The organism is Rhizohabitans arisaemae (assembly GCF_025996515.1).
Classification (GTDB): domain Bacteria; phylum Actinomycetota; class Actinomycetes; order Streptosporangiales; family Streptosporangiaceae; genus Rhizohabitans; species Rhizohabitans arisaemae.
The window spans coordinates 400544-425614 of the sequence record NZ_BLRH01000055.1 but is presented as its reverse complement, the minus strand read 5'-3'; the positions used below and the strand labels follow the sequence as shown (position 1 = coordinate 425614).

General features: G+C 71.2%; 24 protein-coding genes and 1 tRNA gene. 18 read left to right on the top strand and 7 right to left on the bottom strand.

The annotated features are described in order from the left end of the window. Positions 1-84: 84 nt before the first annotated feature. The 9 genes from RUR_RS28400 (at position 85) to RUR_RS28360 (ending at position 9088) form a co-directional block, all read left to right on the top strand. On the top strand, positions 85-3009 hold the full coding sequence (locus RUR_RS28400; RefSeq protein ID WP_283138281.1) for an Rne/Rng family ribonuclease: 2925 nt from the start codon (positions 85-87) through the stop codon (positions 3007-3009). 186 nt (positions 3010-3195) lie between these two features. Further along, positions 3196-3498: a 50S ribosomal protein L21 gene (gene rplU / locus RUR_RS28395; protein ID WP_283138280.1), complete on the top strand. Its 303-nt coding sequence runs from the start codon at positions 3196-3198 to the stop codon at positions 3496-3498. Positions 3499-3538: 40 nt separating this feature from the next. After that, entirely contained in the window at positions 3539-3796 is a 258-nt protein-coding gene (gene rpmA / locus RUR_RS28390) for a 50S ribosomal protein L27 (protein WP_283138279.1), read from the top strand. Between the two features lie 89 nt (positions 3797-3885). Beyond that, positions 3886-5238, top strand: a complete 1353-nt coding sequence (gene obgE, locus RUR_RS28385) for a GTPase ObgE (RefSeq protein ID WP_283138278.1) — start codon at positions 3886-3888, stop codon at positions 5236-5238. 10 nt (positions 5239-5248) lie between these two features. After that, positions 5249-6370 carry a glutamate 5-kinase gene (gene proB, locus RUR_RS28380; protein WP_283138277.1) on the top strand — a complete coding sequence of 374 codons (1122 nt, stop codon included), beginning with the start codon at positions 5249-5251 and terminating at the stop codon, positions 6368-6370. A gap of 9 nt (positions 6371-6379) precedes the next feature. Next, positions 6380-7636 (top strand): glutamate-5-semialdehyde dehydrogenase, encoded by a 1257-nt coding sequence (locus tag RUR_RS28375; protein ID WP_283138276.1) that lies wholly within the window; start codon positions 6380-6382, stop codon positions 7634-7636. 52 nt (positions 7637-7688) lie between these two features. Next, entirely contained in the window at positions 7689-7883 is a 195-nt protein-coding gene (locus RUR_RS28370; protein ID WP_283138275.1) for a hypothetical protein, read from the top strand. Next, positions 7880-8350, top strand: a complete 471-nt coding sequence (locus RUR_RS28365; RefSeq protein WP_283138274.1) for a DoxX family protein — start codon at positions 7880-7882, stop codon at positions 8348-8350. The genes RUR_RS28370 and RUR_RS28365 overlap by 4 nt, the downstream gene beginning before the upstream one ends. A 246-nt stretch (positions 8351-8596) precedes the next feature. Beyond that, the gene (locus RUR_RS28360) at positions 8597-9088 is read left to right on the top strand and encodes a DoxX family protein (RefSeq protein ID WP_283138273.1); all 492 of its coding nucleotides are present in this window, start codon (positions 8597-8599) and stop codon (positions 9086-9088) included. A gap of 66 nt (positions 9089-9154) precedes the next feature. On the opposite strand, the gene RUR_RS28355 is transcribed toward RUR_RS28360, so the two are convergent. Then, positions 9155-10168, bottom strand: coding sequence for a M48 family metallopeptidase (locus RUR_RS28355; protein WP_283138272.1), 1014 nt, complete (start codon positions 10166-10168; stop codon positions 9155-9157). A 94-nt stretch (positions 10169-10262) separates the two neighbouring features. Between RUR_RS28355 and nadD the strand changes: the two genes are divergently transcribed. Continuing rightward, the gene (gene nadD, locus RUR_RS28350; RefSeq protein ID WP_283138271.1) at positions 10263-10889 is read left to right on the top strand and encodes a nicotinate-nucleotide adenylyltransferase; all 627 of its coding nucleotides are present in this window, start codon (positions 10263-10265) and stop codon (positions 10887-10889) included. A 202-nt stretch (positions 10890-11091) separates the two neighbouring features. Here nadD and RUR_RS28345 read toward each other — a convergent pair whose 3' ends face one another. Next, a complete protein-coding gene (locus RUR_RS28345) occupies positions 11092-11808 on the bottom strand; it encodes an alpha/beta fold hydrolase (protein WP_283138270.1) in 717 nt (238 codons plus the stop codon). A 269-nt stretch (positions 11809-12077) separates the two neighbouring features. Here RUR_RS28345 and rsfS point away from each other — a divergent pair, with 269 nt between their 5' ends. The 3 genes from rsfS (at position 12078) to RUR_RS28330 (ending at position 13346) form a co-directional block, all read left to right on the top strand. After that, a complete protein-coding gene (gene rsfS / locus RUR_RS28340) occupies positions 12078-12494 on the top strand; it encodes a ribosome silencing factor (RefSeq protein WP_283138269.1) in 417 nt (138 codons plus the stop codon). Next, the gene (locus RUR_RS28335; RefSeq protein ID WP_283138268.1) at positions 12491-13105 is read left to right on the top strand and encodes a histidine phosphatase family protein; all 615 of its coding nucleotides are present in this window, start codon (positions 12491-12493) and stop codon (positions 13103-13105) included. Before rsfS ends, RUR_RS28335 begins: the two co-directional genes overlap by 4 nt. A 168-nt stretch (positions 13106-13273) precedes the next feature. Next, a tRNA-Ala gene (locus tag RUR_RS28330) sits at positions 13274-13346 on the top strand. Positions 13347-14076: 730 nt separating this feature from the next. Here the strand turns inward: RUR_RS28330 and RUR_RS28325 are convergent. From RUR_RS28325 to RUR_RS28315, 3 genes are all read right to left on the bottom strand, one after another. Further along, complete coding sequence (locus tag RUR_RS28325; RefSeq protein ID WP_283138267.1) at positions 14077-14886, bottom strand: phosphatidate cytidylyltransferase; 810 nt, start codon at positions 14884-14886, stop codon at positions 14077-14079. Further along, positions 14883-16595 carry a histidinol-phosphate aminotransferase family protein gene (locus RUR_RS28320; protein WP_283138266.1) on the bottom strand — a complete coding sequence of 571 codons (1713 nt, stop codon included), beginning with the start codon at positions 16593-16595 and terminating at the stop codon, positions 14883-14885. The genes RUR_RS28325 and RUR_RS28320 overlap by 4 nt, the downstream gene beginning before the upstream one ends. An 81-nt stretch (positions 16596-16676) precedes the next feature. After that, positions 16677-17363, bottom strand: a complete 687-nt coding sequence (locus tag RUR_RS28315) for a class I SAM-dependent methyltransferase (RefSeq protein ID WP_283138265.1) — start codon at positions 17361-17363, stop codon at positions 16677-16679. 181 nt (positions 17364-17544) lie between these two features. Between RUR_RS28315 and RUR_RS28310 the strand changes: the two genes are divergently transcribed. The 5 genes from RUR_RS28310 to RUR_RS28290 all read left to right on the top strand — a co-directional run bounded on the left by RUR_RS28310 (position 17545) and on the right by RUR_RS28290 (position 22807). Beyond that, positions 17545-18666: an MFS transporter gene (locus tag RUR_RS28310; RefSeq protein ID WP_283138264.1), complete on the top strand. Its 1122-nt coding sequence runs from the start codon at positions 17545-17547 to the stop codon at positions 18664-18666. Between the two features lie 572 nt (positions 18667-19238). Beyond that, on the top strand, positions 19239-20276 hold the full coding sequence (locus RUR_RS28305; RefSeq protein WP_283138263.1) for an NAD(P)-dependent alcohol dehydrogenase: 1038 nt from the start codon (positions 19239-19241) through the stop codon (positions 20274-20276). A 147-nt stretch (positions 20277-20423) separates the two neighbouring features. Beyond that, positions 20424-21860 (top strand): gamma-aminobutyraldehyde dehydrogenase, encoded by a 1437-nt coding sequence (locus tag RUR_RS28300; RefSeq protein ID WP_283138262.1) that lies wholly within the window; start codon positions 20424-20426, stop codon positions 21858-21860. A gap of 171 nt (positions 21861-22031) precedes the next feature. Further along, the gene (locus tag RUR_RS28295; protein WP_283138261.1) at positions 22032-22394 is read left to right on the top strand and encodes a hypothetical protein; all 363 of its coding nucleotides are present in this window, start codon (positions 22032-22034) and stop codon (positions 22392-22394) included. Further along, the gene (locus RUR_RS28290; protein ID WP_283138260.1) at positions 22376-22807 is read left to right on the top strand and encodes a hypothetical protein; all 432 of its coding nucleotides are present in this window, start codon (positions 22376-22378) and stop codon (positions 22805-22807) included. Before RUR_RS28295 ends, RUR_RS28290 begins: the two co-directional genes overlap by 19 nt. 64 nt (positions 22808-22871) lie before the next feature. Here the strand turns inward: RUR_RS28290 and RUR_RS28285 are convergent, their stop codons facing one another. Together RUR_RS28285 and RUR_RS28280 are read right to left on the bottom strand one after the other, a co-directional pair. Beyond that, entirely contained in the window at positions 22872-23756 is an 885-nt protein-coding gene (locus RUR_RS28285; RefSeq protein WP_283138259.1) for a bile acid:sodium symporter family protein, read from the bottom strand. Positions 23757-23838: 82 nt separating this feature from the next. Next, positions 23839-25014: a PucR family transcriptional regulator gene (locus tag RUR_RS28280; RefSeq protein ID WP_283138258.1), complete on the bottom strand. Its 1176-nt coding sequence runs from the start codon at positions 25012-25014 to the stop codon at positions 23839-23841. Positions 25015-25071 lie beyond the last annotated feature (57 nt).

Below are 25071 nucleotides of genomic sequence, written 5' to 3'. Positions count from 1 at the left end.
GTGTGACGGCCTGGCGATGAGCGAGAGACAAGTGCTCCCGCGTGGCGCGGAAACGTGCCCGGGAGCCGACGGGAGACCGCCCGGATGCTCGATAACGAGCCCGCTGCCGGTGTGACAAGCACCGCTGGGCATACATCAACGCATACAACGACAGAAGAACCGACAAGGACACGCAGACGGCGTGCCGTCAGCAGGCCCGCCGGACCGCCTCCCGAGGAGGTGGAGGCTCCCCGCGTCCACGTCCGGGAGGAGCCGGCGTCGGCCGAGGACCGGACACCCGCTCCGGAGCCGGCGGCCCCGCCCTCGGCGACCGCGGAGGAGCCGTCCGCCGAGCAGGCGCCTGCGGAGGAGACCCCCAAGCGGACCCGGAAGCGGGCCGCCTCGGCGACCGACCCGGACGCCAAGCCGAAGCGGAGCCGCGCGACCAAGGCCAAGGCCGTGGCCGAGACGCCGCAGGAGCCCCCAGCCGAGGAGGCCGAGGCCCCGGCTCCCCGGACCAGGAGCAGGGCGAAGGCGAAGGCCGCCGAGCCGGAGGCCGTACCCGCCCCGTCCGACGCGCCGGCCGAGACCGCGGCCGAGGCGCCGGTCAAGCGGCGGCGGACCCGGAAGGCGGCCGCGCCCGCGGCCGAGCCGGAGACCCCGCCCGTGGCCGAGGTCGCGGAGCCCGAGGCGGGCGCGGAGCCGTCCGAGCCGGGCGCCCCGGAATCCGCCGGCGGCGAGACGACCCCCGGCCCGGGGGAGGCCGCGGCGTCCAACGGGACCGCCGCGGAGGCGGGCTCCCGGGCGAAGGCGCCCCGCAAGGCGGCGTTCGCCCCGTTCGCCCCGGTATCGGGGGAGGGGGCCGAGGAACCGGTCCGGCCGATGTTCGCGGCCGTCCCCGCGGTGACCTTCCAGGCGCCCGCCGTGGTGTTCCAGGCCCCGCAGCCGCTCGCGGCACGTCCGATCCAGCCGGTCCCGCCGCCCGTGCCCGAGGAGCTCGGGCCGGAGGAGGACTCCGCCGAACTCGACGAGGAGCTCGACGGCGAGCCGGGCGACGAGCGCGGCGACGGGGACGGGGACGAGGAGCCGGGCAGCCGCCGGCGGCGTCGCCGCAGAGGCGGTCGCGGCCGGGGCAGGACCAAGGCCGAGGCCGACGAGGAACAGGATGAGGAGGCCGAGGCCGAACGGCTGGAGCCGGTCGCCGAGGCCGACGAGGAGCAGGAGGAGTCCGACCTGGTCGCCGGGTCCCGGCGCAGGCGTCGCCGGCGCCGCCGGAGCGCGGAGGACGTCGCCGAACCGGCGGCGGACGACCCGCCGAACACCGTCGTGCGCATCCGCCAGCCCCGGGTCGACAAGACGACGGGCTTCCTGGACGAGGTGCAGGGCCTGCGTGGCTCCACCCGCCTGGAGGCCAAGAAGCAGCGCCGCCGGGAAGGGCGTGAGCTGGGGCGGCGCCGTCCGCCGATCATCACCGAGTCGGAGTTCCTGGCCCGCCGCGAGTCGGTGGAGCGCGTCATGGTCGTACGGCGGAGCGCCGGGCGGACCCAGATCGCGGTCCTGGAGGACGGCGTGCTCGTCGAGCACTACGTCGACCGCGAGGCCGGACAGTCCTATGTGGGCAGCGTCTACCTGGGCAAGGTGCAGAACGTCCTGCCTTCGATGGAGGCGGCCTTCGTCGACATCGGCAAGGGGCGGAACGCCGTCCTGTACGCCGGTGAGGTCAACTTCGACACGGTGGGGCTGGAGGGTCAGCCCAAGCGGATCGAGTCGGCGCTGAAGTCGGGCCAGTCGGTCCTGGTGCAGGTCACCAAGGACCCGATGGGACACAAGGGCGCCAGGCTGACCAGCCAGGTGAGCCTGCCCGGGCGCTACCTGGTGTACGTCCCCGACGGTTCGATGACCGGCATCAGCAGGAAGCTCCCGGACAAGGAGCGGACCCGCCTGAAGCAGATCCTGAAGAAGGTCATGCCGGAGAACGCGGGCGTGATCGTCCGGACGGCCGCCGAGGGCGCCTCCGACGAGGAGCTCGCGAGCGACGTGAACCGGCTTGCGGCGCAGTGGGAGAACATCCAGCGGCGGGCGAAGTCGGCGAGCCCGCCGGAGCTGCTCTACTCCGAGCCGGATCTCACGATCCGGGTGGTCCGCGACATCTTCAACGAGGACTTCAGCTCGCTGGTGGTCTCCGGCGCCGACGCCTGGGCCACGGTCGAGGAGTACGTCCGCTACGTCGCCCCGCATCTGAACGACCGGCTCAAGCGCTGGGAAGAGGACGGCGAGGACGCGTTCGCCGCGTACCGGATCGACGAGCAGATCGCCAAGTCGCTGGAGCGCAAGGTCTGGCTGCCCAGCGGAGGCTCGCTGGTCATCGACCGGACCGAGGCGATGACGGTCATCGACGTCAACACCGGCAAGTTCACCGGCCAGGGCGGCAACCTGGAGGAGACGGTCACCCGGAACAACCTGGAGGCGGCCGAGGAGATCGTCCGCCAGCTGCGCCTGCGGGACGTCGGCGGGATCATCGTCATCGACTTCATCGACATGGTGCTGGAGAGCAACCGCGACCTGGTGCTCCGGCGCATGCTGGAGTGCCTGGCCCGGGACCGCACCAAGCACCAGGTCGCCGAGGTGACCTCGCTCGGTCTGGTCCAGATGACCCGCAAGCGGGTCGGACAGGGCCTGCTGGAGGCGTTCTCCACCCCGTGCGAGTGCTGCAACGGGCGGGGGCTGCACATCCAGCAGGAGCCGGTGGCGCCGGCCCCCGAGCCCCGCGGCACCCAGGGCAAGATGGCCGTGGAGAAGGCGGTGGCGGAGAAGTCCGGCGGCAGGCGCCGTAAGTCCGCGGACGAGGAGACGGGTGCCGAGCCCGCGCCGCTCAGCGGCGCCGTGGCGGCCGTCAAGCCGTCCTCGCGGGCCACGGTGACCGATGTGGTGGCCGAGGCGCCGTCGTCCGGTGAGCAGGATGCCGAGGCCGCGCCGGCGGGCAACGCCAGGACCCGGCGCCGGGCCCGCAGGTCCAAATCGGCGGAGTAGGCGAAGCGTGGGTCCCATCGGCTGATACGGTGGGACCTACGGTGCCGGTTCGACCTGAATCCCGAGATCCGGTACCCTAAACCATCGGCGCGTCCAAGGCGTGCCTTGCGTTCGCGCGCCTCCCACAGCTCAATCCAAGCGGGGTACGAGGCGCAGCAGCATCCAAAGCCAGAGAAGGGTTCCGCGGTGTACGCGATCGTTCGTTGCGGCGGCAGGCAGGCAAAGGTCTCCGTCGGTGACGTCCTCAACGTCGACTTGGTCGCCGGCGAGGTCGGTTCCACGGTTTCGCTGCCCACGGTGCTCGTCGTCAACGAAGGCGACGTGACCACCGAGGCGGGGCGGTTCGAGGTCAGCGCCGAGATTCTCGGCATGGTCAAGGGCCCCAAGATCAGCATTCTGAAGTACAAGAACAAGACCGGTTACAAGAAGCGCCAGGGTCACCGTCAGCGGTACACCCAGGTCAAGGTCACCGGCATCAACCAGGCCTGATCGGGGACGCACCCCAGATCCTCGACTAGGGAGAACTGACATGGCACACAAGAAGGGCGCGTCGTCCACCCGGAACGGACGTGACTCCAACGCCCAGCGGCTTGGGGTGAAGCGCTTCGGTGGTCAGCTCGTCAACGCCGGTGAGATCATCGTCCGCCAGCGCGGCACGCACTTCCACCCGGGCGACAACGTCGGCCGCGGCGGCGACGACACGCTGTTCGCGCTGATCGAAGGTAAGGTCGAGTTCGGCCGTAGGCGCGGTCGGCGTGCCGTGAGCATCGTCCCAGTGGCGGAGTGACACCGCTCTCGGGGAACAAGCCGGACAAGAGTTGACGAGGGCGGATCGGTCACCGATCCGCCTTCGGCGTTTTCTGAAGGGAGGGCACCGTGGCAGGGGACTTTGTGGATCACGTGATCCTGCACGTCAAGGCCGGTGACGGGGGGCACGGTTGCGCTTCCGTGCACCGGGAGAAGTTCAAGCCGCTCGGCGGCCCCGACGGGGGCAACGGCGGTCGCGGGGGAAACGTCGTGCTGGAGGTGGACGCGAACACGGCGACCCTGCTCGCCTTCCACCGGCGCCCGCACCAGCGGGCCGGCAACGGCAAGCAGGGGATGGGGTCGAACCGGGACGGGGCGAACGGCGAGGACGTCCTGCTCCAGGTGCCGAGCGGCACCGTGGTCAAGGACGCGGACACCGGCGAGGTCCTGGTCGACCTGGTTGGGAACGGCACCCGTTACGTGATCGCCCAAGGCGGCCACGGCGGGCTCGGCAACGCCGCGCTCGCCTCGCCCAAGCGCAAGGCCCCCGGATTCGCCCTCCTCGGCGAGGCGGGGGAAGCCCGTGACGTCGTGCTGGAGCTGAAGACGGTCGCCGACGTGGCCCTGGTCGGCTTTCCCAACGCGGGCAAGTCCAGCCTGATCGCCGCGCTCAGTTCCGCCCGGCCCAAGATCGCCGACTATCCGTTCACCACCCTGGTGCCCAACCTCGGCGTGGTCACCGCGGGGGACGTCGTCTACACCATGGCCGACGTGCCCGGCCTCATCCCGGGGGCCAGCGAGGGCCGGGGGCTCGGCCACGAGTTCCTCCGCCACGTGGAGCGGTGCTCCACGATCGTGCACGTGCTGGACTGCGCGACCTTCGAGCCCGGCCGCGACCCGCTGAGCGACTTCGAGACCATCGAGGCCGAGCTGAAGGCCTACGGCGAGCTGCACGACCGGCCGCGTCTCGCCGTACTCAACAAGATCGATGTCCCGGACGCCCGTGACCTCGCCGAGCTGGTCCGGTCGTCGCTGGAGGACAAGGGCGTACGTGTGTTCGAGATCTCGGCGGCCTCCCACGAGGGGCTCCGCGAGCTCTCCTTCGCCGTCGCCGAGATGGTCGCGGCGGCCCGCGCCGCCACCCCCGTGGAGGAACCGACCCGCCTGGTGATCCGGCCCAAGCAGCTCGGGGACACCGGATTCTCGGTCCGCCGGGTCGGCGACAACGTCTTCCAGGTCACCGGCGAGAAACCGCAGCGCTGGATCAAGCAGACCGACTTCGCCAACGACGAGGCCGTGGGCTACCTCGCCGACCGGCTGAACCGGCTCGGCATCGAGGAAGCCCTTGCCGCGGCGGGTGCCGTCGCCGGCGCGGAGGTCGTCATCGGCTCGATGGAGGACGGCTACGTCTTCGACTGGCAGCCCACATTGAACGCGGAGGTCAGACCCGGCCCCCGCGGCACCGACAACCGCTTCAGCTAGAGAGGAAGCCGTGCGCAACGCCGTAAGCACCGCGGCCCGTGCCGTGGTCAAGATCGGCTCCTCGTCGCTCACCACACCCCAGGGCGTGATCGACGGGGACAGGGTGGACGCCCTCGTGGACGTGCTGGCCGCCCGCAGGCTGGGCGGGCAGCAGGTCATCCTGGTCTCCTCCGGCGCCATCGCCGCCGGTCTCGGCCCGCTCGGGCTCAGCGCCCGGCCGCGGGACCTGGCCACCCAGCAGGCCGCCGCCTCGGTGGGGCAGGGCCTGCTCGTGGCCCGGTACACCTCGTCCTTCGCCCGGTACGGCCTGCGGGTGGGGCAGGTGCTGCTCACCGCAGACGACATGATGCGGCGATCGCACCACCACAACGCCCAGCGCACCCTGTCCCGCCTGCTCGACCTCGGCATCGTCCCCGTCGTCAACGAGAACGACACCGTCGCCACGGACGAGATCCGCTTCGGAGACAACGACCGGCTGGCCGCGCTGGTCGCCCACCTGGTCCACGCCGACGCGCTGATCCTCCTCTCCGACGTGGACGCCCTCTACGACGGGGACCCCCGCAGGCCGGGCGCGGTCCGGCTCGCCGAGGTCCGCGGCCCCGAGGACCTGGCCGCCGTGGAGCTGGGCAAGGCCGGTGGGCGGGTCGGCACCGGGGGCATGATCACCAAGGTGGAGGCGGCGCGCATCGCCACCGGAGCCGGGGTACCGGTCGTGCTGACCGCCGCCGCCCAGGCCGCGGCGGCCCTCGCCGGGGGCGAGGTCGGGACCTACTTCCACCCCGGGGGACGGCATCCGGGCACCCGCCTGCTCTGGCTCGCCCACGCCACCACCGGGCGAGGCCGCCTGGTGCTGGACGACGGGGCGGTCGAGGCGGTCGTCGCCCGCCGGATGTCCCTGCTCCCAGCCGGGGTCACCCAGGTCGAGGGGGAGTTCGCGGCCGGGGACCCGGTCGATCTGTGCGGCCCGTCCGGGCACGTCATCGCCCGGGGACTGGTCAACTTCGACGCCGTCGAGATCCCCGCCCTGCTCGGCCGCTCCACCAGGGAGCTCGCCGTCGAGCGCGGCCAGGAGTACGAACGAGAGCTCATCCACCGTGACGACATCGTCATTCTGGTGCCCAACTGGTCTTGAGGAGCGCGCATGAACGAGTCCGAGCTGTTCAACGACGTGGCGCGGCGGTCCCGTGCCGCTGCGGCCGCCCTCGCCCCGCTGGCCCGTGCGCCTAAGGACGCCGCGCTGCGGGCCGTCGCCGACGCGTTGGTCGAGCGTGCGGCCGAGATCGTCACGGCGAACCAGGCCGACGTGGCCCGGGCCCGGGAAGGCGGTGTCGCCGAGGCGATGATCGACCGGCTCCGGCTGGACGCGGGACGGATCGAGGCCATCGCCGACGCCGTCCGCCACGTCGCCGGTCTCCCGGACCCCGTGGGAGAGGTCGTCCGGGGAAGCACCTTGCCGAACGGGCTGGAGCTCCGGCAGATTCGGGTGCCCCTCGGCGTCGTCGGCATCATCTACGAGGGACGTCCCAACGTCACCGTCGACGCGGCGGCCCTCTGCCTGAAGAGCGGAAACGCCGCGCTGCTCCGCGGATCCTCCAGCGCCCGATCCTCCAACGAGGCGCTGCTGCGGGTGATGCAGGACGCGCTGCGCACCACCGAGGTACCCGCGGACGCCGTACAACTCGTCCCCGGTCACACTCGCGAATCGGTCAAACACCTCATGCGGGCCCGCGGCCTGGTCGACGTGCTCATCCCCCGTGGCGGCGCCTCACTGATCAACTCGGTCGTCGAAGAGGCCACCGTGCCGGTGATCGAGACCGGCGTGGGCAACTGCGCGGTCTACGTCGACGCCGACGCCGACCTCGACATGGCCTTGACCGTCCTGCTCAACGCCAAGATCCAGCGGCCCTCGGTGTGCAACGCCGCCGAGACCCTGCTCGTGCACGCCGCGGTCGCCGACGAGTTCCTCCCGAGGGCGCTGAAGGCGCTCGCCGACGCGGGGGTGACCGTGCACGGTGACGAGCGAACCGCGGCCTTCGACCCGGCGGTCGTCCCGGCCACCGAGGACGACTACCGCGCCGAGTACCTCTCCCTCGACATCGCCGCCGCCGTGGTCGACTCCCTGGAGGACGCGGTCGCGCACATCCGCACCTACGGATCGGGCCACACCGAGGCGATCATCACCCGATCCCTCGCCGCGTCCCGGCGGTTCATCGCGCTGGTGGACTCGGCCGCGGTCGCGGTCAACGCCTCCACCCGGTTCACCGACGGAGGCGAGTTCGGGTTCGGCGCGGAGATCGGTATCTCCACGCAGAAGCTGCACGCGCGAGGGCCGCTGGGGCTGCCCGAGCTTACCTCCACCACCTGGGTCTTTACCGGGGACGGTCACACCAGAGGGTAAAACCCGTGTTGCGTCACCCTCCGTGACCGGGACGTTGCGCTTGACTGGGTGCGTGCAGATAATCATCACGCTCCTGCTCGCCGTCGTGGCCCTGCTGGGCCTCGACCGCTTCATGCTCTGGCTGGAGCGCCGGGGGCACGTCAGCTGGCGCAGGACCGAGCGCGAGGACATCACCGCGGCGCCGCGGGTCGACCTGGACTCCCTGCTGTCAGGACGGGGCGGCCCCGGCGGAGGGCAGGCGTCGTGAGCACGGGCCGGACCCGCGCCGGTGCCACCTCGGCGTGGCGGATCGTGCAGGACGCCGCGTCGCTCCTCGCCCGGGTGACGACCGGCGCAATCTTCGTCGCGCACGGACTGCAGAAGTACCAGCTGGGCCTGGACGCGGTCACCAAGTCGTTCGCCCAGATGGGGGCGCCCCTGCCGGAGGTGGCCGCCCCGTTCGCGATGGTGGCGGAGCTCGTCGGCGGCTTCCTGCTCATCCTCGGCCTGCTGACCCCGCTCGCCTCGCTGGTGGTCTTGATCGTGATGGCGGGGGCCTTCCTCTTCATCCACTCCGGCAAAGGCCTGTTCGTGACGGAGGGCGGGGCCGAGCTCGTGCTCGCCCTCGGCGCGCTGGCCCTGCTCTTCCTCGTGTACGGCGCGGGGCGGTTCAGCGTGGACCACCTCATCTTTCGTCGGCGACGGGGGTCCCACGGCCCCGGCGGGGGGCCGTGACCGCAACCGTTCCGGCCCGGCCCGGGCATCACCCTCCGTAGGCAGGGCTCTTGCGTTTGACTGGGCTTGTGAAGATAATCGGCACCGTACTGTAACCCGATGTGGCGCTGCTCGGCCGGTTAAGACCGGGTCGGCGGTCTCATCTCGGCGTCGCGGGTGGACCTGGGTGCCCGGACGCCGCGGCGGGCAGCCCGAGCGGGGGACAGGCGCAACGATGGAGGGGCCGCCCGAAAAGGAGCCTCTGTCATGGTAAGAAGAATCGCGCAAGACGTCGGGGCACTCGTCGCCCGCGTCGCGGTCGGTGCCGTGTTCCTGGCGCACGGCTGGCAGAAGTATCAGAAAGGGCACGGCGAGCTCGCCCAGTCGTTCGCCGACCTGGGCATCCCGATGCCCGAGATCTCCGCACTGTTCGCCCTGGTCGCCGAGCTCGGCGGGGGCGGCCTGCTCATCCTCGGCCTGCTGACCCCGCTCGCCTCACTCGCGCTCGTCGTGGTGATGGCGGGGGCGGCCTTCTACGTCCACCTCGGCAACGGCCTGCTTCTCTCCGACGGCGGGTACGAGTACGTGCTCACCCTCGGCGGGCTCTGCCTGCTCCTCGCCGTCACCGGCGCCGGACGGCTCAGCCTGGACTACCTCGTGTTCGGCAAGCGAGGCGGATCCCTGCTCACCGGAGTGCCGGAGCGGACGCCCGCCCCGGCCGAAGCCGCATCGGCCGGGACACCGGAAGTCAAGGCCTGACCGTCCGCCGACGACCCACCCCCGCGCTCATCGCTGGGCGCGGGGACCTCTTTCGGGGATTCCGGGCTAGTTTTCCCTCCGGGCGAATCGGTTGAAGATCCGCTCGCCGACGTTGGCGGCACCCTCCGCGACGTCGCGCAGCACCCCGATGAAGGGGTCGTTGGACTGGGACCAGGACTCGCGGTAGGCGTTCGCGGCGGCCCGTACCTCATCGGTGACCTTGGCGCTCGGGTCGTCCTCCCGGCGCGGATAGTCGCCTGCGATGATGCGGTCGTACTCACCGCTCCGGCGCCAGCGGTCCAGCTCGGCGACCCGGGTGACCGAGAACGGGTGCGTCGTGCCCAGCAGGTTGAGGACCTTCAGCAGACCGTCCCGCACGTCACCCGCGGTGTCGTACTCGCGGGCCTGCGCGAGGAACTCCTCGATGTTCATCTCGTGGAGCCGGGAGCCGCCCGCCAGCTTCATCAAGGCTCGCAGCGCGGCGTCCTTGTCCTGACCGGCGAGGAGCCCGGCGCGGTCCGAGGAGAGCTCGGCCTTGCGGTGCCACTCCTCAAGAGCCGCGACGATCACCCGCAGGCCGATGTAGCCGAGCGGGATCCAGGCGACCCGGGTGGCGAGCCGGGTGAGAATGTGGAGCATCGTGCCGTACACGGCGTGGCCGGAGAGGATGTGCCCCGTCTCGTGCCCCACGACGAAACGCAGCTCCTCCTCGTCCATGAGGTCCAGAAGCCCGGTCGTCACCACGATGAACGGCTCGTCGAAGCCGACCGCCATGGCCTGGACCCGGGGGTCCTGCTGGACGTAGATTTCCGGGATCCTCGGCAGGTCGAGGATGTAGGCGCTGTCGCGCCCCATGTCGTGCAGAGCGCGAAACTGGGTCTCCGTGGTGCGTACGGCGGAGGCGAGGAACATCAGACGGAGTCTGCGTTCGCTGAAGAGCCCCGACATCCGCTTCAGCACCGAGTCGAACCCGGTCAGCGAGCGCATCGCGACCAGGGCCGAGCGGTCGGCGGGGTGTTCGTAGGCGCGTGAGCTGATGCCTGGTAGTTGTACGCGGCTTCGGTCCGGCGTAGTCGTCATATCGGGCACTCTATGTCGCGGATCGGCGAGTAGCGCAGACTTCCTTGCGACCCTGCCGGAGGAGAGCGGACAGGGGCGCGTTAGTGTCCCTCGCATGGGGCACACGGCCAGGGGGAACAGCGGCGCGCGGCGACGACTCGGCGTCATGGGCGGGACCTTCGACCCGATCCACCACGGTCACCTGGTGGCGGCGAGCGAGGTCGCACACCACTTCGACCTGGACGAAGTCGTCTTCGTCCCGACCGGCAGACCCTGGCAGAAAGGCGATCGGACGGTCTCGGCGCCGGAGGACCGCTACCTGATGACGGTGATCGCCACCGCGTCCAACCCGCGGTTCTCGGTGAGCCGGGTGGACATCGACCGCCCCGGCCTGACGTTCACCATCGACACCCTGCGTGACATCTCCCGGGAGTACGGCCCCGAGGTGGACGTGTACTTCATCACCGGGGCGGACGCCCTCGCCCAGATCCTCAGCTGGCGGGACGCCGACGAACTCTTCGACGTCGCCCACTTCATCGGATGCACCCGCCCGGGCCACACCCTGCACGACCCCGGCCTGCCCAAAGGCAAGGTCAGCCTCATCGAGATCCCGGCGCTCGCCATCTCCTCCTCCGAATGCCGGCACCGGGTCGGGGCCGGGGAACCCATCTGGTACCTCGTGCCCGACGGGATCGTGCAGTACATCAACAAGCGCGACCTCTACCGCGCGACAACCCCCTGACCGGCACAGGCCCAGCCGTGACCGATGGGCTCCGATGGCCGGGGGGACCACGACCGGGCGAACGTGCGCGCGAGGCCGAGATTGTGCCTCCGACACCGCCCCGCCGCCGCTTCGCGGTGGGCCGACGGCGCATGAGGTGATCGGGGACGGGCGTGTGACCTGCCTTCCGTGGCCGGGCACGGACACAGGCTGCCACGGTGGTTCAGCGGGACGCCGACGGGAACGGCTTCGTCTGCTTGAGGAACGTCAGGACCGCCTCCGAGAACGCCTGCGGCTCGGCGGCGTGGACGAGGTGCCCGGCGGGAATGGTCACCGTCCGGCTGTCCGGGATGCGCCGGGCCAGCTCGGCGACCCGATCCTGCGGGATGTGGCTCGCGGGGCCGCCCGCGACGACCAGGGTCGGCGCGGTGATCCGGCCGAGCCTGTCCGTCCAGGCGGGGTCGGGGTCGTCGATCTGCCTCCTGACGGCCAGGACCATCTCCCAGTCGTAGGGCAGGTCGCCGTCCGGCCGGGCGGGGACGGTGCCCTCGCGGGGGAGCGGTGCCGAGACGTCCTCCAGGACCAGCCGGCTCACCCGTTCCGGGTGCGCCCCGGCCAGCAGGTAGGCGACGAGGCCTCCCAGGGAGTGCCCGATCAGGTCCACCCGGTCGAGCGCGAGCGCGTCCAGGAAGCCGAGCACGTCGGCGCACATCGACTCCGCCGCGTAGTCGCCGGGCCGGTCGCTTCCCCCGTGGCCGCGCAGGTCGGGCGCGTACACCCGCCAGGCGCCGGCGAAAGCGGGCATGACGGCGTCCCAGTCGGCGGCGCTCTCGGCCAGCGCGTGCAGGAGCACGAGCGGCGGGGCGTCGGGAGGACCGCATGTCCGGTAGGCCAGCCGGATTCCCCCGGCCGTGGTGGTGAAGTGATCGGCGATGTCCATACGCGGACGATAGCCGCCGCGTCATATCGGGAAGGCGACGTTCACCACCGGCCGAACGGACCGGCCTCACGGTGCGGGAGCGCCCGGCGTGGCACCGCGACGGGCGGGCCCGGCGGGTAAGCGCTGAATGAACGGTCACGAGAAAGGGGGCGCGGGCGGGTACGCTGATCGGGAGAACCCCGATAACGGGCAGCTGCTCGGGACACCCCGTCCCAGGAGTTCCCGGACAACTCTCTGACAAGCCCTCACATGGAGGAACAAGCCGCATCGTGACCGCATCCGAAAGAGCGATTCAGCTGGTGACCGTGGCCGCTGAGGCAGCGGCGGACAAGCTGGCGGACGACATCATCGCCTACGACGTGAGCGACCAGCTCGTCATCACCGACGCGTTCCTGCTCTGCTCCGCGAGCAACGACCGCCAGGTCCGGGCCATCGTGGACGAGATCGAAGAACGCATGCGCGTCGAAGCCGACGCCAAGCCCGTCCGGCGCGAAGGCGAACGGGAAGGCCGCTGGGTCCTGCTCGACTACATCGACATCGTCGTCCACGTCCAGCACGAGGAAGACCGGGTCTTCTACTCGCTGGAACGCCTCTGGAAGGACTGCCCGCTCATCGACCTGCCCCCGGCCGTCGCCCTGGCGGCGGCGCAGCGCTCGCGGAAACCGCGCGCCGGAACCGCCGAGTGAGCCGCCGGATCGTCTGCTGGCGGCACGGGCAGACACTCTGGAACATCGAACACCGGTTCCAGGGCCACGCGGACATCCCCCTCGACGAGACCGGGCTCGCCCAGGCGGCACGCGCCGCCTCCCTCCTCGCCACCCTGCGCCCCACCATGATCGTCTCATCGGACCTCCAGCGGGCCTACGACACCGCGAGCGCGCTCAGCCGCCTCACCGACGTGCCCGTCCACACCGACAAGGCGTTCCGGGAACGATCGGGCGGCGAATGGGAAGGCTTCACCGGCCCCGAGATCAAAGAGCGCTGGCCCGCCGAACACGCCGCCTGGGAACCGCCCGGAGGTGAAACCGTCGCCGCCGTCGCCGCACGCGTCGCCGACGGCATCACCACCTGGCTCGACCGGCTCGAACCCGACGGCCTCCTCGTCCTCGCCTCCCACGGCGCGGCCCTCCGATTCGGCATCGCCGGCCTCCTCCGGCTCCCCGACCACCTCTGGTACAACCTCGGCCCACTCGGCAACTGCTCCTGGTCCGTCCTCGCCGAAGGCCGCGAAGGCTGGCGGCTCCTCGAACACAACGCCGGGACCCTCCCCGAACCCGTCGCGAGCGACGACCGCTGACCCCAGACGTGTACGGCTGACACGGCGACCCGGAGACGTCAAGCCGTACACCCGGTCCCGCACACCCCGAACCCGGCACCACCCCAAACGAATTCGTCCAAGCAGACGAAGTCCGATACACTTACCACGCACCGCTGAGAAGGACATGACCTTCCTGCGGGGCACCAAGGGGCTATGGCGCAGCTGGTAGCGCGCCTCCATGGCATGGAGGAGGTCTGGGGTTCGAATCCCCATAGCTCCACGAGACTCTCCTGGGCTCCCCCTGCTTGTAAGCCCCTTCGGGGCTTACTTCGCCGGTGGGAGTCTCGTCATTTATCCCAGGAGGATGACCTCCTGGAACCTCCACGTGTGGGGGCTGCCGCCCCCACGCCCCCGGGCGGGCTTCGCCCAGCCTTCCCCTGCGGTTGGGGTTTGTGGTGTGGGTTTGGGGGCTGTGCCCCCTTGCCCCCCTTTTGGGTTGGGGTTCTTGCTGTGGGGGTTGTTGCCCCCACGCCCCCGGGCGGGCTTTGTCCGGTCTTCTTCTGCGGTTGGGGTTTGTGGTGTGGGTTTGGGGGCTGTGCCCCCTTGCCCCCCTTTTGGGTTGGGGTTCTTGCTGTGGGGGTTGTTGCCCCCACGCCCCCGGGCGGGCTTTGTCCGGTCTTCTTCTGCGGTTGGGGCTTGTGGTGTGGGTTTGGGGGCTGTGCCCCCTTGCCCCCCTTTTGGGTTGGGGTTCTTGCTGTGGGGGTTGTTGCCCCCACGCCCCCGGGCGGGCTTCGCCCGGCCTTGGGGTTGACTTCTTCATCTTCGCCCGGGGCGAGGGGGCAATGGGTGATCAATTGTCTCGCGGAAAACTCTGGCTTGGGTTCACGGTGAGCCGGGTGGTGGCTTGGGGTGTCTTTTCCTGGTTCGGAGAAGAGAAGACTTCTGAGGCGAGTCCTTGCGGGGGTGGCTCTTTCGGGGTGAGTCTTTTCGGTGCGGTGTGCCTGGGAGGGTCAGGTGCAGAAGAGGAGGGATAGGGCGAGGGTGGGGAGGAGGGAGTCCAGGCGGTCGAGGAGGCCGCCGGCGTCGGCCAGCCAGGTGGCGGAGTCCTTGGTGGCGACCCCTCTTTTGACCATGGATTCCAGGAGGTCTCCCACCGGGGCGCCCAGGGATACCGCGACGGCGGTGAGCGGGGTGAAGGCGCCGAGGAGGGCGAGGACGGCCAGGCCCGCGGCGGCGCCGACGAGGACGCCGCTCCAGTGTTTGCCGGGGGACAGGGGGGACAGGCGCGGGCCGCGGAGGAAACGGCCGCCGAAGGACGCCGCGATGTCGGTGACGGACACGGCCGTGAAGACCGCCAGGACGAGGGCCGGGTTGAGCAGCACCACCGCGACCAGCGGGGCGAACCAGACGACGCCCAGCACGTTCAGGGAGAGGCGGCGCAGGCCGTCGTCGGCGTCGCCGGCGACGACCGGGACCAAGGCCACGGCGAGCAGTCCGGCGACGAAGACCTGGAGAAGACGTCCGGGGGCGAGCCAGGCGGCGAGGGGCAGCGCGGACGCGACCACGGTGAGCAGCGCCTGGTCGGGCCGGGGGAGGCGGGTCAGAAGCGCGTACTCGGTGGCGCAGATCGCCGCGGCAGCCGCGGCGAGCACCGCGGCCCCGCCGGGACCGAGCAGGAGCGCGGCGACGACCGCGGGCACGGCGACGGCCCAGGCGCACCAGCGGAGCAGATACCCGCGGTTGCCCGACAGGGCCACCCCGATCCCGCCCGCGACCAGGGCGACCGCGATGTAGGGGATGAAATCCTCGACGCGGGTCATCCGCCGACCGACTCCGCGACGGCCGTGGCGATCCGCGTGTTGGCGGCGGCGTCCCGGACCGCGATCCGGACCGTGCGGCCTTCGAAGGCGGGGGAGAGGGCCGACAGGTCCCGAAGGTAGACGCCGCGCCGGCGGCATGCCCGTACCAGGCCCGCCGCGTCCACGCCGTGGGGCGGGAGCGTCAGGAGGAGGAAGTTGCCCGTCGACTCGTGGATGTGGAGGTCCGGTCCGGCGGAGCGGAGGTCCGCGGCGAGTCCGGCGCGGAGTTCATGGGTCTGGGACCAGCGGGTGGCGTAGTAGCCGGGGTCGCGCAGGGCGTGGACCGCGGCGATCTGGGCGGGGAGGCCGAGGGCCCAAGGCGGGGTCCAGCGGCGGGTCTCGGCCGCGAACCCGGGGGAGGCGGCCAGGTAGGCGGCGCGCAGGCCCGACAGGGCGTACATCTTGGACAGGGACTTGCACACCACGGTGTTGCCGGAGGCCACGGCGAACGATTCGAGTGACCGCCCCTCGCCCGAGTACTCCAGGTAGGCCTCGTCGATCCAGAAGCGGGTTTCGCCCGGGGCGGTCTCCAGGATCCGGCGCAGGTCGCCGGGCTCGACGTGGACCCCGGTGGGGTTGTTGGGGTTGACGATGACCACGAGGTCGTAGCGCCGCCGCAGGACGTCCTGGAGCCGGTCGAGGTCGACGCGCCAGCCGTCGGCACGGCGCAGCGGGAACCGGTCGGCGCGGCAGCCGATCACGCGCTCGGTCACGTGGCCGTACTCCCCGTAGGCGGGGTCGAGCAGGAGGACCTTGGACGCCGGGGTGAGCAGGCCGCGGAACGCCCGGAAGATCAGGTCCGAGGATCCGGCGCCCACGGCGACCGCCGCCGCGGGGATGCCGCGGCTTTCGGCGACCTGTTCGATGAGTCCGTCGGCGGTCGCGGGCGGGGAGGTACGGGCGAGCCGGTCCGGGTGGCGGCCGAGGGCGTCCAGGACGCCGGGGGCCGGGGGGAACCACGCGTCGAGCACGTCGGCCGGGACGACGTCGCCGTGCGCGGCGAGGGTGTCGAACCGGTGGCCCAGCGCGCCGACGGAGGCGCCGCCGTGCTCGCAGCCGTCGGCGCCCGGCAGGAAGGGGAAGCCCAGCCGCCACCGGAGCCGGGGCTCCAGCGTGCGCAGCATCCCGCCGTACCGGGTCACGGCGTGTTCGGTGAGGGCGGCGACGTCACCGGTGAGCAGCTCGAAGTCGACCGCGCCCGAACGCACCGGGACACCGGTCCGGCTCAGCCCGGCGGCGAGGTACATGCCGAGGATGCCGGCGCGGCCGAGGGCGACGACGTGGCGCCCGCCGTGCGCGGCCGTCCAGCGCAGCGCCGCGTACATGAGCAGGGGCGCGGCGCTCGATCCGCGCCGGCCCGGTTCCACGGTGAGGATGCGGATCTCGAACAGGCCGCCGTCGCCGGGAAGCCCGTGGTCGTCGCGCCGGAGATACTTGTCGATCGCGTAGCGCCCGGCCCAGGGCGGTGTCACGCTGACGAAGCCGCTGCGCTCGCCACCGTGGGCGGCCACGAGGTAGACGTTGGCCTCGTCCAGGGCGTCGGCCAGCACGCCCTGCTCGTTGGTGGGGTGCTGGCCGAGTTCGCGGGCGTACACCTCGTGCCGCAACCGGTGGATCCACGCCCGGTCCCCGTCGGTCGCCATGCGGATTTCCAGATCGGTCCCACCCATGGCGATCTCCCCGTGCCTAGGTTTGTCCCGTTTGAAGCACCAGCCTAGTGCGTGGGCGATCTTCGCAGGCTTGGTTCCGGATCAGCGGGGGACGGCGCGGATCCAGCCGGGGTCGTCGTCGAGGAGACCGGACACGGTCAGGCCGACCTCGGCCAGGCATGACTCCAGGAAGTCGTCGTCCATCCGGCGGCTGACGAAGGTCTGGGTCCACTCCCGTTCGCCGACGACGTACTCCATGGTCGCCTCCACGACATCGGGCCCGAGGCGGTGGAACCCCTTCATCCGGAACCGGAAGCCCTCGCCCGAGCGCTCGTAACCCCGCTCCAGGTTGTCGTACCACCCGGGCGGCTGGCGCTGCAGGATGACGCAGCCGTCGTCGGCGACGTGCCTGCGGCAGGCCGCGAGGAGAGCCCTCCGGCGGTCGTCGTCCGCCAGCTCGACGAGGTAGGACATCATCAGGACGACGTCGAACTCCCGGTCGAGGTCCAGGGCCTGAATGGGGGAGCAGACGGTCTCGGCGCCGCGGATGTGGGCGAGCATCTCGGGGGATTCGTCGACGGCGACCACCTCGTGGCCGAGGGCGAGGAGGGCGTGGGTGATCCGGCCGGTGCCCGAGCCGAGCTCCAGGATGGACGCGCCTTCGCCGGCGGCGGCGTGGATGCGCTGCGGTTCCCCGTTGGGGACGAGCGTTTGGTAGAGCTCGACCGAGCATCCGTCGGGGGTGATCACTCCAGGGCCGGTTCCGTGGAAGAGCCTACGTGCTGCCATGTCGCCATCGTCACTTTTAAAGATCTATAAGGCGACTTATTCGACTATGTAGGAATCTTGGGCAGATTATGCCCCTATCTCCTGGTGGTGATCTGTGACTATCGTGCAGAGATATGACAGTTGATACGGGAGGTATCAGCGCGGGACGACACCGTGTCGGGGCACTCCTGACTGTCGCCCGGTGAGGGCCGCGACCGGCCCGGTGGTCGCCTCCCTGGCCATGTCGTTCTCCCTGGGCGTGGCCACGGCCGGCCTCGGAGCCGCGCTTCCGGCGATTCAGTCGGCGTTTCGCCTGGGTTCCGCCGCGAGCGGGACGGCCGTCGGCGCCTACGGCTTCGGGGCGCTCGCCGCGATTCTGCTCTTCGGCTTCGTGTTCCAGCAGACCCGGACGGTCTTCACCGCCCTGGTCGCCTGCGTGGTCGCGGGATGCCTGGGCATGGCGTGGTCGCCGGTGTGGGCGGGGTTTCTCGGGGCGGCGGTGTTCGCCGGGGTGGGGTACGGAGGCCTCATCCTCTGCCTGAACGCGGTGTTCGTCCGGTGGGCCGATCGTCGCGGGGTGTTTCTGCTGAGCCTGCTGCACGCGATCTACGGGGTGGGGGCGGTCGTCGGGCCGCTGATCGTGGGATGGCTGGAGCGGTACACGTTTCTCCTGGTCGCCGTGGCGGCCGTACTCTGCGGTCCGCTGCGCGGACTCGCCGGATCCGCGGGAACGGAGAGCGGGGCGGAGCCGTCCGTGGAGCCCCAGGGAAAGACCGGGGGTCGCGCCCGGTTCCTGGCGTTCGCGTCGATCGCATTCGTCTACGCGGGGGTGGAGACCGGGATCGGCACCTGGGAGTCCTCCCATCTCACCGGCCTGGGGTACGCGTCGTCGGCCGCGGCCCAGCTCACCGCGCTCTTCTGGGGCGGCCTGGCCGTGGGCAGGCTGGCGATCCCGTTGCTCAGCCGCCGGCTCTCTTCCTCGAACCTGATCCTCGTGTGCCTCGTGCTCGCCGCCGCGGTGCTGCCTCTGGCCATGTCGGCCTCGGTGGCTCCGGTCGCGTACGCGCTGACCGGTCTGTTCATCGGGCCGGTCTTCCCGGCTCTGCTGATGTGGCTCACCCGGACCGGGGTGGCGCCGCAGCAGGGGATCGCGGGCGTCCTGGTCGCCTCGATGGCCGGGGGAGTGGTGTTCCCGCAGGTGATCGGGGTTGTCGTCGGGGTCGCTGGGACACCGGCGATCCCGGTCGCGGTGGCGCTCGTCGCCGCCGCGGTCCTCGCCGTCGCCTTCCCGGTCAAGGTACGGCTGGCGCGGGCCACCCGCTGAACCGATCCGGGTACGGCCGAGGCGGCTCGGGCGGGTTGCAGCCCGCGTGATCGGCGCGGCGTGAGCCCGTACAGCGGATGATCGTTGCGCTGTGCGCACCTCTCCAGGTGCACACGTCGCAAACGATCACGCGGGCGATTCGGTGTCCGCGCAGCGGGTGATCGTTGGGCTGTGCGCACTCTCCGGGGGTTGCACACCACAACGATCATCCGGGCGGCGCGGCGCCATCGACCCGGCGTGGTTCCCGTACCCCAGGCGCAGAGTGATCGTTGCGCTGTCCGCACCCTTCAGGGGATGCACAGCGCAATGATCATCGGGGTGGGTTCGGGCTGTGCCGGGTCGGGGGCAAGGGTGGCTCTGTCCGCCTGGCGGGGGTGATCGTTGTGTTGTGTGCGCCCCTCGGGGAATGCACAGCGCAACGATCATCGGCGGGGTGTGGCGCGTTGTGGGGCCGTACGGCCGGAGGCGGCGTGGGCGTGGCGAAGCCCGTACCCCGGCCGGGTGGGCGCGGCTTGAGGAGGGGTGGGTCGAAGCGGGCTGTCGCCTGGATATGGTGAGGTCAGGGGGGATTTATGAGAGCGATTCAGCTTCATCGAGCGGAGAGCCTTCCGGAGATCCGCGAGGTGGCGGTACCCGAGCCGGAGGCGGGGCAGGTGCTCGTCAAGGTGGCGGGGGCGGGGGTGTGCCACTCCGATCTGCACATCATGGAGACTCCGGGCGCCATGGGGAGGCCGCTGCCTTTCACGCTGGGTCACGAGTGCACGGGCTGGGTGGCCGCGATGGGGCCGGGTGTCACCGGGCTCTCCGCCGGGGAGCCGGTGGCGGTGTACGCGGCGTGGGGGTGCGGGCTGTGCCGGCACTGCGCGCAGGGGCGGGAGAACTACTGCACCAGGCTGGACGAGCTCGGGATCGAGCAGCCGGGCCTCGGCCGGGACGGGGCGATGGCCGACTACATGATCGTCGATTCGCCCCGGCACCTGGTGCCGCTGGGCGACCTGGACCCGGTGGACTCGGCGCCGTTGACCGACGCCGCGCTGACGCCGTACCACGCGATCAAGCGCTCGCTCGGCAAGCTCTGGGCGGGGAGCACCGCCGTGGTGATCGGGGTCGGGGGACTCGGGCACATGGCGGTGCAGATCCTGCGGGCGATCACCCCGGCGCAGGTGATCGCGTTGGACATCGCCGAGGAGAAGCTGGAGCTGGCCAAGGCGAGCGGGGCGCATCTGGCCATGCGGGCCGATCCGGGGGCGGTGGAGGAGATCCGCGCGGTGACCGGCGGGCTCGGCGCCCAGCTGGTCCTGGACTTCGTGGGCGCCTCCACGACGGTCGAGCTGGCCGTGCCGCTCTGCGCGATCGACGGGGATCTGACGCTGATCGGGATCGGCGCGGGCGTCGTCCCGGTCGGATTCGGCACCACGAACTACGCGGTGAACGTCGCCACACCGTACTGGGGGACCAGGCCCGAGCTGATCGAGGTGCTGGACCTGGCGCGGCGTGGCGCGATCAAGGTCAGGGTGGAGCGCTTCCCGTTGGGCGAGGCGCTCCACGTCTACGACCTGCTTGGCCGGGGAAAGATCAACGGGCGGGCCGTCCTTGTCCCCGGCGGTTAGGCGCTTTGCCCCAATGGTGGGGTCATCTGCGCCGATTGTCCATTGTGGCGGGTGTGCGGTTCCGGTTTTATCCCGTAGCCTCCCGCCCATCGATCCACCCGGAACCGGCCTTCCAGCACCGGCTAGTCCACACCGATAGGAGCAGCGATGCGCACACTGCGCAACTTCATCCACGGGGAGTACGCGGAGAGCGTGGATGGGCGTACCAGCGAAGTGATCAACCCCACGACGGGTGAGGCCTACGCCACCGCGCCCGTCTCCGGCGAAGCGGACGTCGACGCGGCGTACGGCGCGGCGGCCAAGGCCTTCGAGGGCTGGCGCGACACGACGCCGAGCGAGCGGCAGAAGGCCCTGCTGAAGATCGCCGACGCGGTCGAGGCGCGCGCCGACGAGCTGATCAGGCTGGAGAGCGAGAACACCGGCAAGCCGGTTCCGCTCACCGCCTCGGAGGAGATCCCGCCGATGGTGGATCAGCTGCGGTTCTTCGCGGGGGCCGCCCGGGTCCTGGAAGGCAAGGCGGCGTCGGAGTACATGGCCGGGCACACCTCCTTTGTCCGGCGGGAGCCGGTCGGGGTGGTCGGCCAGGTCGCGCCGTGGAACTATCCGATGATGATGGCGGTGTGGAAGTTCGCCCCGGCCATCGCCGCGGGCAACACCGTCGTGCTCAAGCCCTCCGACACCACGCCGGCCAGCACGCTCCTCCTCGCCGAGATCGCCGCGGAGTTCCTGCCGCCGGGCGTCTTCAACGTCGTCTGCGGCGACCGGGACACCGGCCGGGCCCTGGTGAGCCACAAGACGCCGCAGATGGTGGCGATCACCGGCTCGGTCCGCGCCGGCATGCAGGTCGCCGAGGCGGCCTCCGCCGACCTCAAGCGGGTTCACCTGGAGCTCGGCGGCAAGGCCCCGGTGATCGTGTTCGACGACGCCGACATCGAGGCCGCCGCCGAGGCCATCGCGATCGCCGGCTACTTCAACGCCGGTCAGGACTGTACGGCGGCCACGCGGGTCATGGCCTCGCCCGGCGCCTACGCCGACTTCGTGGACGCCCTGACCGAGCAGGCCAAGGGCATCGTGAGCACGTACGACAAGGGCGTGGAGGACGAGGACGCGCTGCTGCCCGCGGTCAACAACGCGAACCAGCTGGCCCGGGTCTCCGGGTTCGTCGACAGCCTCCCGGACCACGCCCGGCTGACCGCCGGCGGGGCGCGCCTCGGCGACCGCGGGTTCCACTACGCGGCCACCGTCGTGGCCGACCTCCGGCAGGACGACCAGATCATCCAGCAGGAGGTCTTCGGCCCGGTCATCACCGTGCAGCGGTTCGACGACGAGGCCGAGGCGCTGCGGTACGCCAACGGCGTGGAGTACGGGCTCGCGTCCAGCGTGTGGACCAAGGACTTCGGCCGGGCCATGCGGATGAGCCGGCAGCTGGACTTCGGCTGCGTCTGGATCAACACCCACATCCCGCTGGTGGCGGAGATGCCGCACGGCGGCTTCAAGCACTCCGGCTACGGCAAGGACCTGTCCATGTACGGGCTGGAGGACTACACCCGGATCAAGCACGTGATGGCCAACATCGAGAGCTGACCCCGGCGCGGGGTCCGTACCGGACCGGGGCCGACCTCGATCCGGTACGGGCTCCGCCGGCTCCTTCCCCGCGGTCCGCGATCGCCTCGCCGTACGGGCGGGTCATGGCGGGGGTGCGGGGTGTAGCCGATAGCCTCTTGTCATGACCCCCTTCAGCGCGGAGTCCGTCCGATGATCGACGGGCTGACCATCGGGTTGATCGCGGCCTCGCTGCTGATCGCCGTCTTCAGCGTGGTCACGGCGGTGCGGAACCGGCCGATGAGCATGGTGCACGTGGGCCTGCTCGCCCTGCTGGAGATCGGCCTGCTCGTCCAGGCGGGCGTCGGCGTCGCGACCGTGCTCGGCGGGGACGGCCCGGAGGCGTCGGCCACCTTCGTCGGCTACCTCATCGGCGCGGCGGTCATCCCCATCGCGGCGGGTTTCTGGGGCTTCGTCGAGCGGAGCAGGTGGGGGCCCGCGGTGATCGCGGTGGCGTGCTTCGTCGTCCCCGTCCTGATCGGGCGGCTGGAGCAGATGTGGACCGGGACCGCGTGACGGTGCCCGAGGGCACCGCGTCCGGGCCGGGGCGGCTGCTCGTCGCCGTCTACGGGATCTTCGCCCTCGCCGCGAGCGCCCGCGCGGGCGTGCAGATCGCCCTCCGGTTCGACGAGGCGCCCGTGGCCTACCTGCTGTCGGCGTTCGCCGCCGCCGTCTACATCCTCGCCACCGTGGCGCTCGCCCGGCCCGGCGCGCTCTCCCGCACGCTCGCCTGGGCGGCCTGCGGGGTCGAACTCGCCGGGGTGGTGGTCGTCGGGGCGGTCAGCCTGGCCCTCCCGGCGGCGTTCCCCGAGCCCACCGTCTGGTCGGCGTTCGGGCAGGGGTACGGTTTCGTCCCGCTCGTCCTCCCGGTCCTCGGTCTGCTCTGGCTCCGCCGTACCGCCGGTCACGCCCCCGCCGTCCGCGTCTGAAGGCGCCGCGGAGAGCGGACCACGCGACCTGGTACCGGCCCAGCCGTACCCGGCCGGTCACAAGTCAGCCGGACTCCGCGGTAACCGGGGAGACCGGCCTGCTCCGGGCGAGCAGGGCGCCGAAGGCGGCGGAGACCAGGAACGAGACCAGGGCGTAGATGGCCGGGGGGATGGACATCGGCGGGTTGTTGAGCAGGGTCAGCGCGATGGTGATCGCCAGCGTGCTGTTGTGGATCCCCATCTCCATCCCGGAGGCGATCGCCTGACGCCGCTCCACCTTGAGCAGGAGCGGGATCCAGTAGCCGAGGGCCAGGCTCACCACGCTGAAGGCCAGCGTGATCAGGCCCAGCGCGGCGAAGGAGTCCACCAGCTTGTCGCGCTCCTGGATGACCGCGCCCACGATGACGACGGTGATGACGACCGCGGAGAAGATCCGGACCGGCTTGTCCATCCGGTCGGCGAACGCCTGGCGGAAATGCCGGACCAGCATGCCGAGGGCGACCGGGACCAGGACGATCGCGAAGACCTGGATGACTTTGTCCGCGGGGAGCCCGATGTCCTGTCCGCCGCCGATGAAGTGGGTGAGGGAGAGGTTCACCACGATCGGCAGGGTGATCACGGAGAGCACCGAGTTGACCGCGGTCAGCGTGACGTTGAGGGCGACGTCGCCGCCGAACAGGTGGCTGTAGAGGTTGGCGACCGTTCCGCCCGGTGAGGCGGCGAGCAGCATCATGCCCACGGCGTACAGCGGGTCGAGCGCGAACAGCTCGACCAGGCCGAAGCAGATCAGCGGGAGGAGGATCACCTGGCAGGTCAGGGCGACCAGCACGGCCTTGGGCTGGACGGCGACCCGGGTGAAATCCTTGACGGTCAGGGAGAGACCGAGGCCGAGCATGACGATGCCGAGCGCCACCGGCAGCAGCACCGTGGTCAGAATGGACTCTCGCATGGCGGGTCCCCTCCGGAGTGGACGTGGTTGACCGGATCATGACCGTGCGGTGTGATCCGCGCAAGACCCGAAAGTGCGAAGATCAGGAGCCGGTGGCCGGCCAGCCGGAGAGCCGGGCGAGTTTCAGGCCCAGATGGAGCGCGAGCCGCTCGCCGCCGTCCTTCAGGTCGGTCCCGGCGAGTTCCTCGACCCGGTGCAGCCGGTAGTAGAGCGAGGTCCGGTGCAGCCGGAGCCGTCGGGCCGTCTCGTGGGCGTTCCCGGCCAGGTCGAGGTAGGTCTCCAGGGTCTCCACCAGCGGTCCGCAGTGCTCGTCGGCGAGCAGCCGCTCCAGGCCGGGGTGGAGCCGTCCGTCGCCGGGGGAGACCGGGGGGAGCGAGGCGAGCAGCCGGTACACCCCGAGCGTGGCCCACTCGGCGGTCGGCCCGAGCGAGGGCACCCGGGCCGCGATCTGCGCGGCGAGCAGCGCCTCGCCGTACGAGGTCGCGGCCTGGGCCAGCTGCGCCTGCGGCCGGCCCACTCCCACGACGGAGGCGACGGTCTGCTGGAGCGCCTGGGGGGTTCCGGCGGTGAGCAGGATGCCGTGGTCGTACCGGACGAGGTGGAGCGCGCCGCGCCCGGCCTGGCGGGCGGTGAGCAGCATCTCCTCGACGGCGGTGCGCAGGCTCTCGTCGGGCTCGGCGCCGGGGGCGAGGACGGGCCGGATCACCAGGGCGGTGACGCTGCCCGCCTGGGTGAAGCTGCCGGCCTCGATGAGGGTGTGCGCGGCGGCGACGGACTCGCGGGGGTCCCCGAGGAGCAGGTCCCGTACGGCTTCCAGCTCCCGGTGGGAGGCGAGCCCGGCGGCGAGGCTCTCGTGGTAGAGGGCGAGCGCCATCTGGGAGATCGTCTCGACCGCGTGGTCCACGTTCTCCTGCGGCATGGCCGGCTCGGTGTCGATGAACCAGACGAAGCCGAGGAGGAGGTCCCGGTGGCGGACCGGGACGCAGACGCGGGGCAGCAGCCCGAGGTGCGGCGCGGCGGGGGTGCGGATCGGTTCCCGCGACTGGAAGGCCCCGGTGCCCTGGAGCCAGGCGCGGATCTCGGGGGTGGTGCCGCGGCGGAGGATCGAGTTCCGGCGGATGTCGTCCATGGGGCCGAACTGCTCGCTGTAGGCGACGACCCGTTGCCGGCGGTCCTCGACGAGGACCGGGCGGTTCAGGCGAACGGCGAGATCGTCGACGATCCGCTGAAGCTCGGCGGGCATGTCGACAATCTTCACACCTGTCACATATCCCGGCCAGGTTCTCAGCTGCCCCTTTATACATCTGTATAAGTC

Bases quoted from the DNA above. Each gene is read 5' to 3' on its own strand.
- RUR_RS28400 (WP_283138281.1), top strand. From the start codon at position 85: ATGCTCGATAACGAGCCCGCTGCCGGTGTGACAAGCACCGCTGGGCAT.
- rpmA (WP_283138279.1), top strand. From the start codon at position 3,539: ATGGCACACAAGAAGGGCGCGTCGTCCACCCGGAACGGACGTGACTCC.
- RUR_RS28375 (WP_283138276.1), top strand. From the start codon at position 6,380: ATGAACGAGTCCGAGCTGTTCAACGACGTGGCGCGGCGGTCCCGTGCC.
- RUR_RS28360 (WP_283138273.1), top strand. From the start codon at position 8,597: ATGGTAAGAAGAATCGCGCAAGACGTCGGGGCACTCGTCGCCCGCGTC.
- RUR_RS28355 (WP_283138272.1), bottom strand. From the start codon at position 10,168: ATGACGACTACGCCGGACCGAAGCCGCGTACAACTACCAGGCATCAGC.
- nadD (WP_283138271.1), top strand. From the start codon at position 10,263: ATGGGGCACACGGCCAGGGGGAACAGCGGCGCGCGGCGACGACTCGGC.
- RUR_RS28345 (WP_283138270.1), bottom strand. From the start codon at position 11,808: ATGGACATCGCCGATCACTTCACCACCACGGCCGGGGGAATCCGGCTG.
- RUR_RS28325 (WP_283138267.1), bottom strand. From the start codon at position 14,886: ATGACCCGCGTCGAGGATTTCATCCCCTACATCGCGGTCGCCCTGGTC.
- RUR_RS28320 (WP_283138266.1), bottom strand. From the start codon at position 16,595: ATGGGTGGGACCGATCTGGAAATCCGCATGGCGACCGACGGGGACCGG.
- RUR_RS28315 (WP_283138265.1), bottom strand. From the start codon at position 17,363: ATGGCAGCACGTAGGCTCTTCCACGGAACCGGCCCTGGAGTGATCACC.
- RUR_RS28305 (WP_283138263.1), top strand. From the start codon at position 19,239: ATGAGAGCGATTCAGCTTCATCGAGCGGAGAGCCTTCCGGAGATCCGC.
- RUR_RS28300 (WP_283138262.1), top strand. From the start codon at position 20,424: ATGCGCACACTGCGCAACTTCATCCACGGGGAGTACGCGGAGAGCGTG.
- RUR_RS28295 (WP_283138261.1), top strand. From the start codon at position 22,032: ATGATCGACGGGCTGACCATCGGGTTGATCGCGGCCTCGCTGCTGATC.
- RUR_RS28285 (WP_283138259.1), bottom strand. From the start codon at position 23,756: ATGCGAGAGTCCATTCTGACCACGGTGCTGCTGCCGGTGGCGCTCGGC.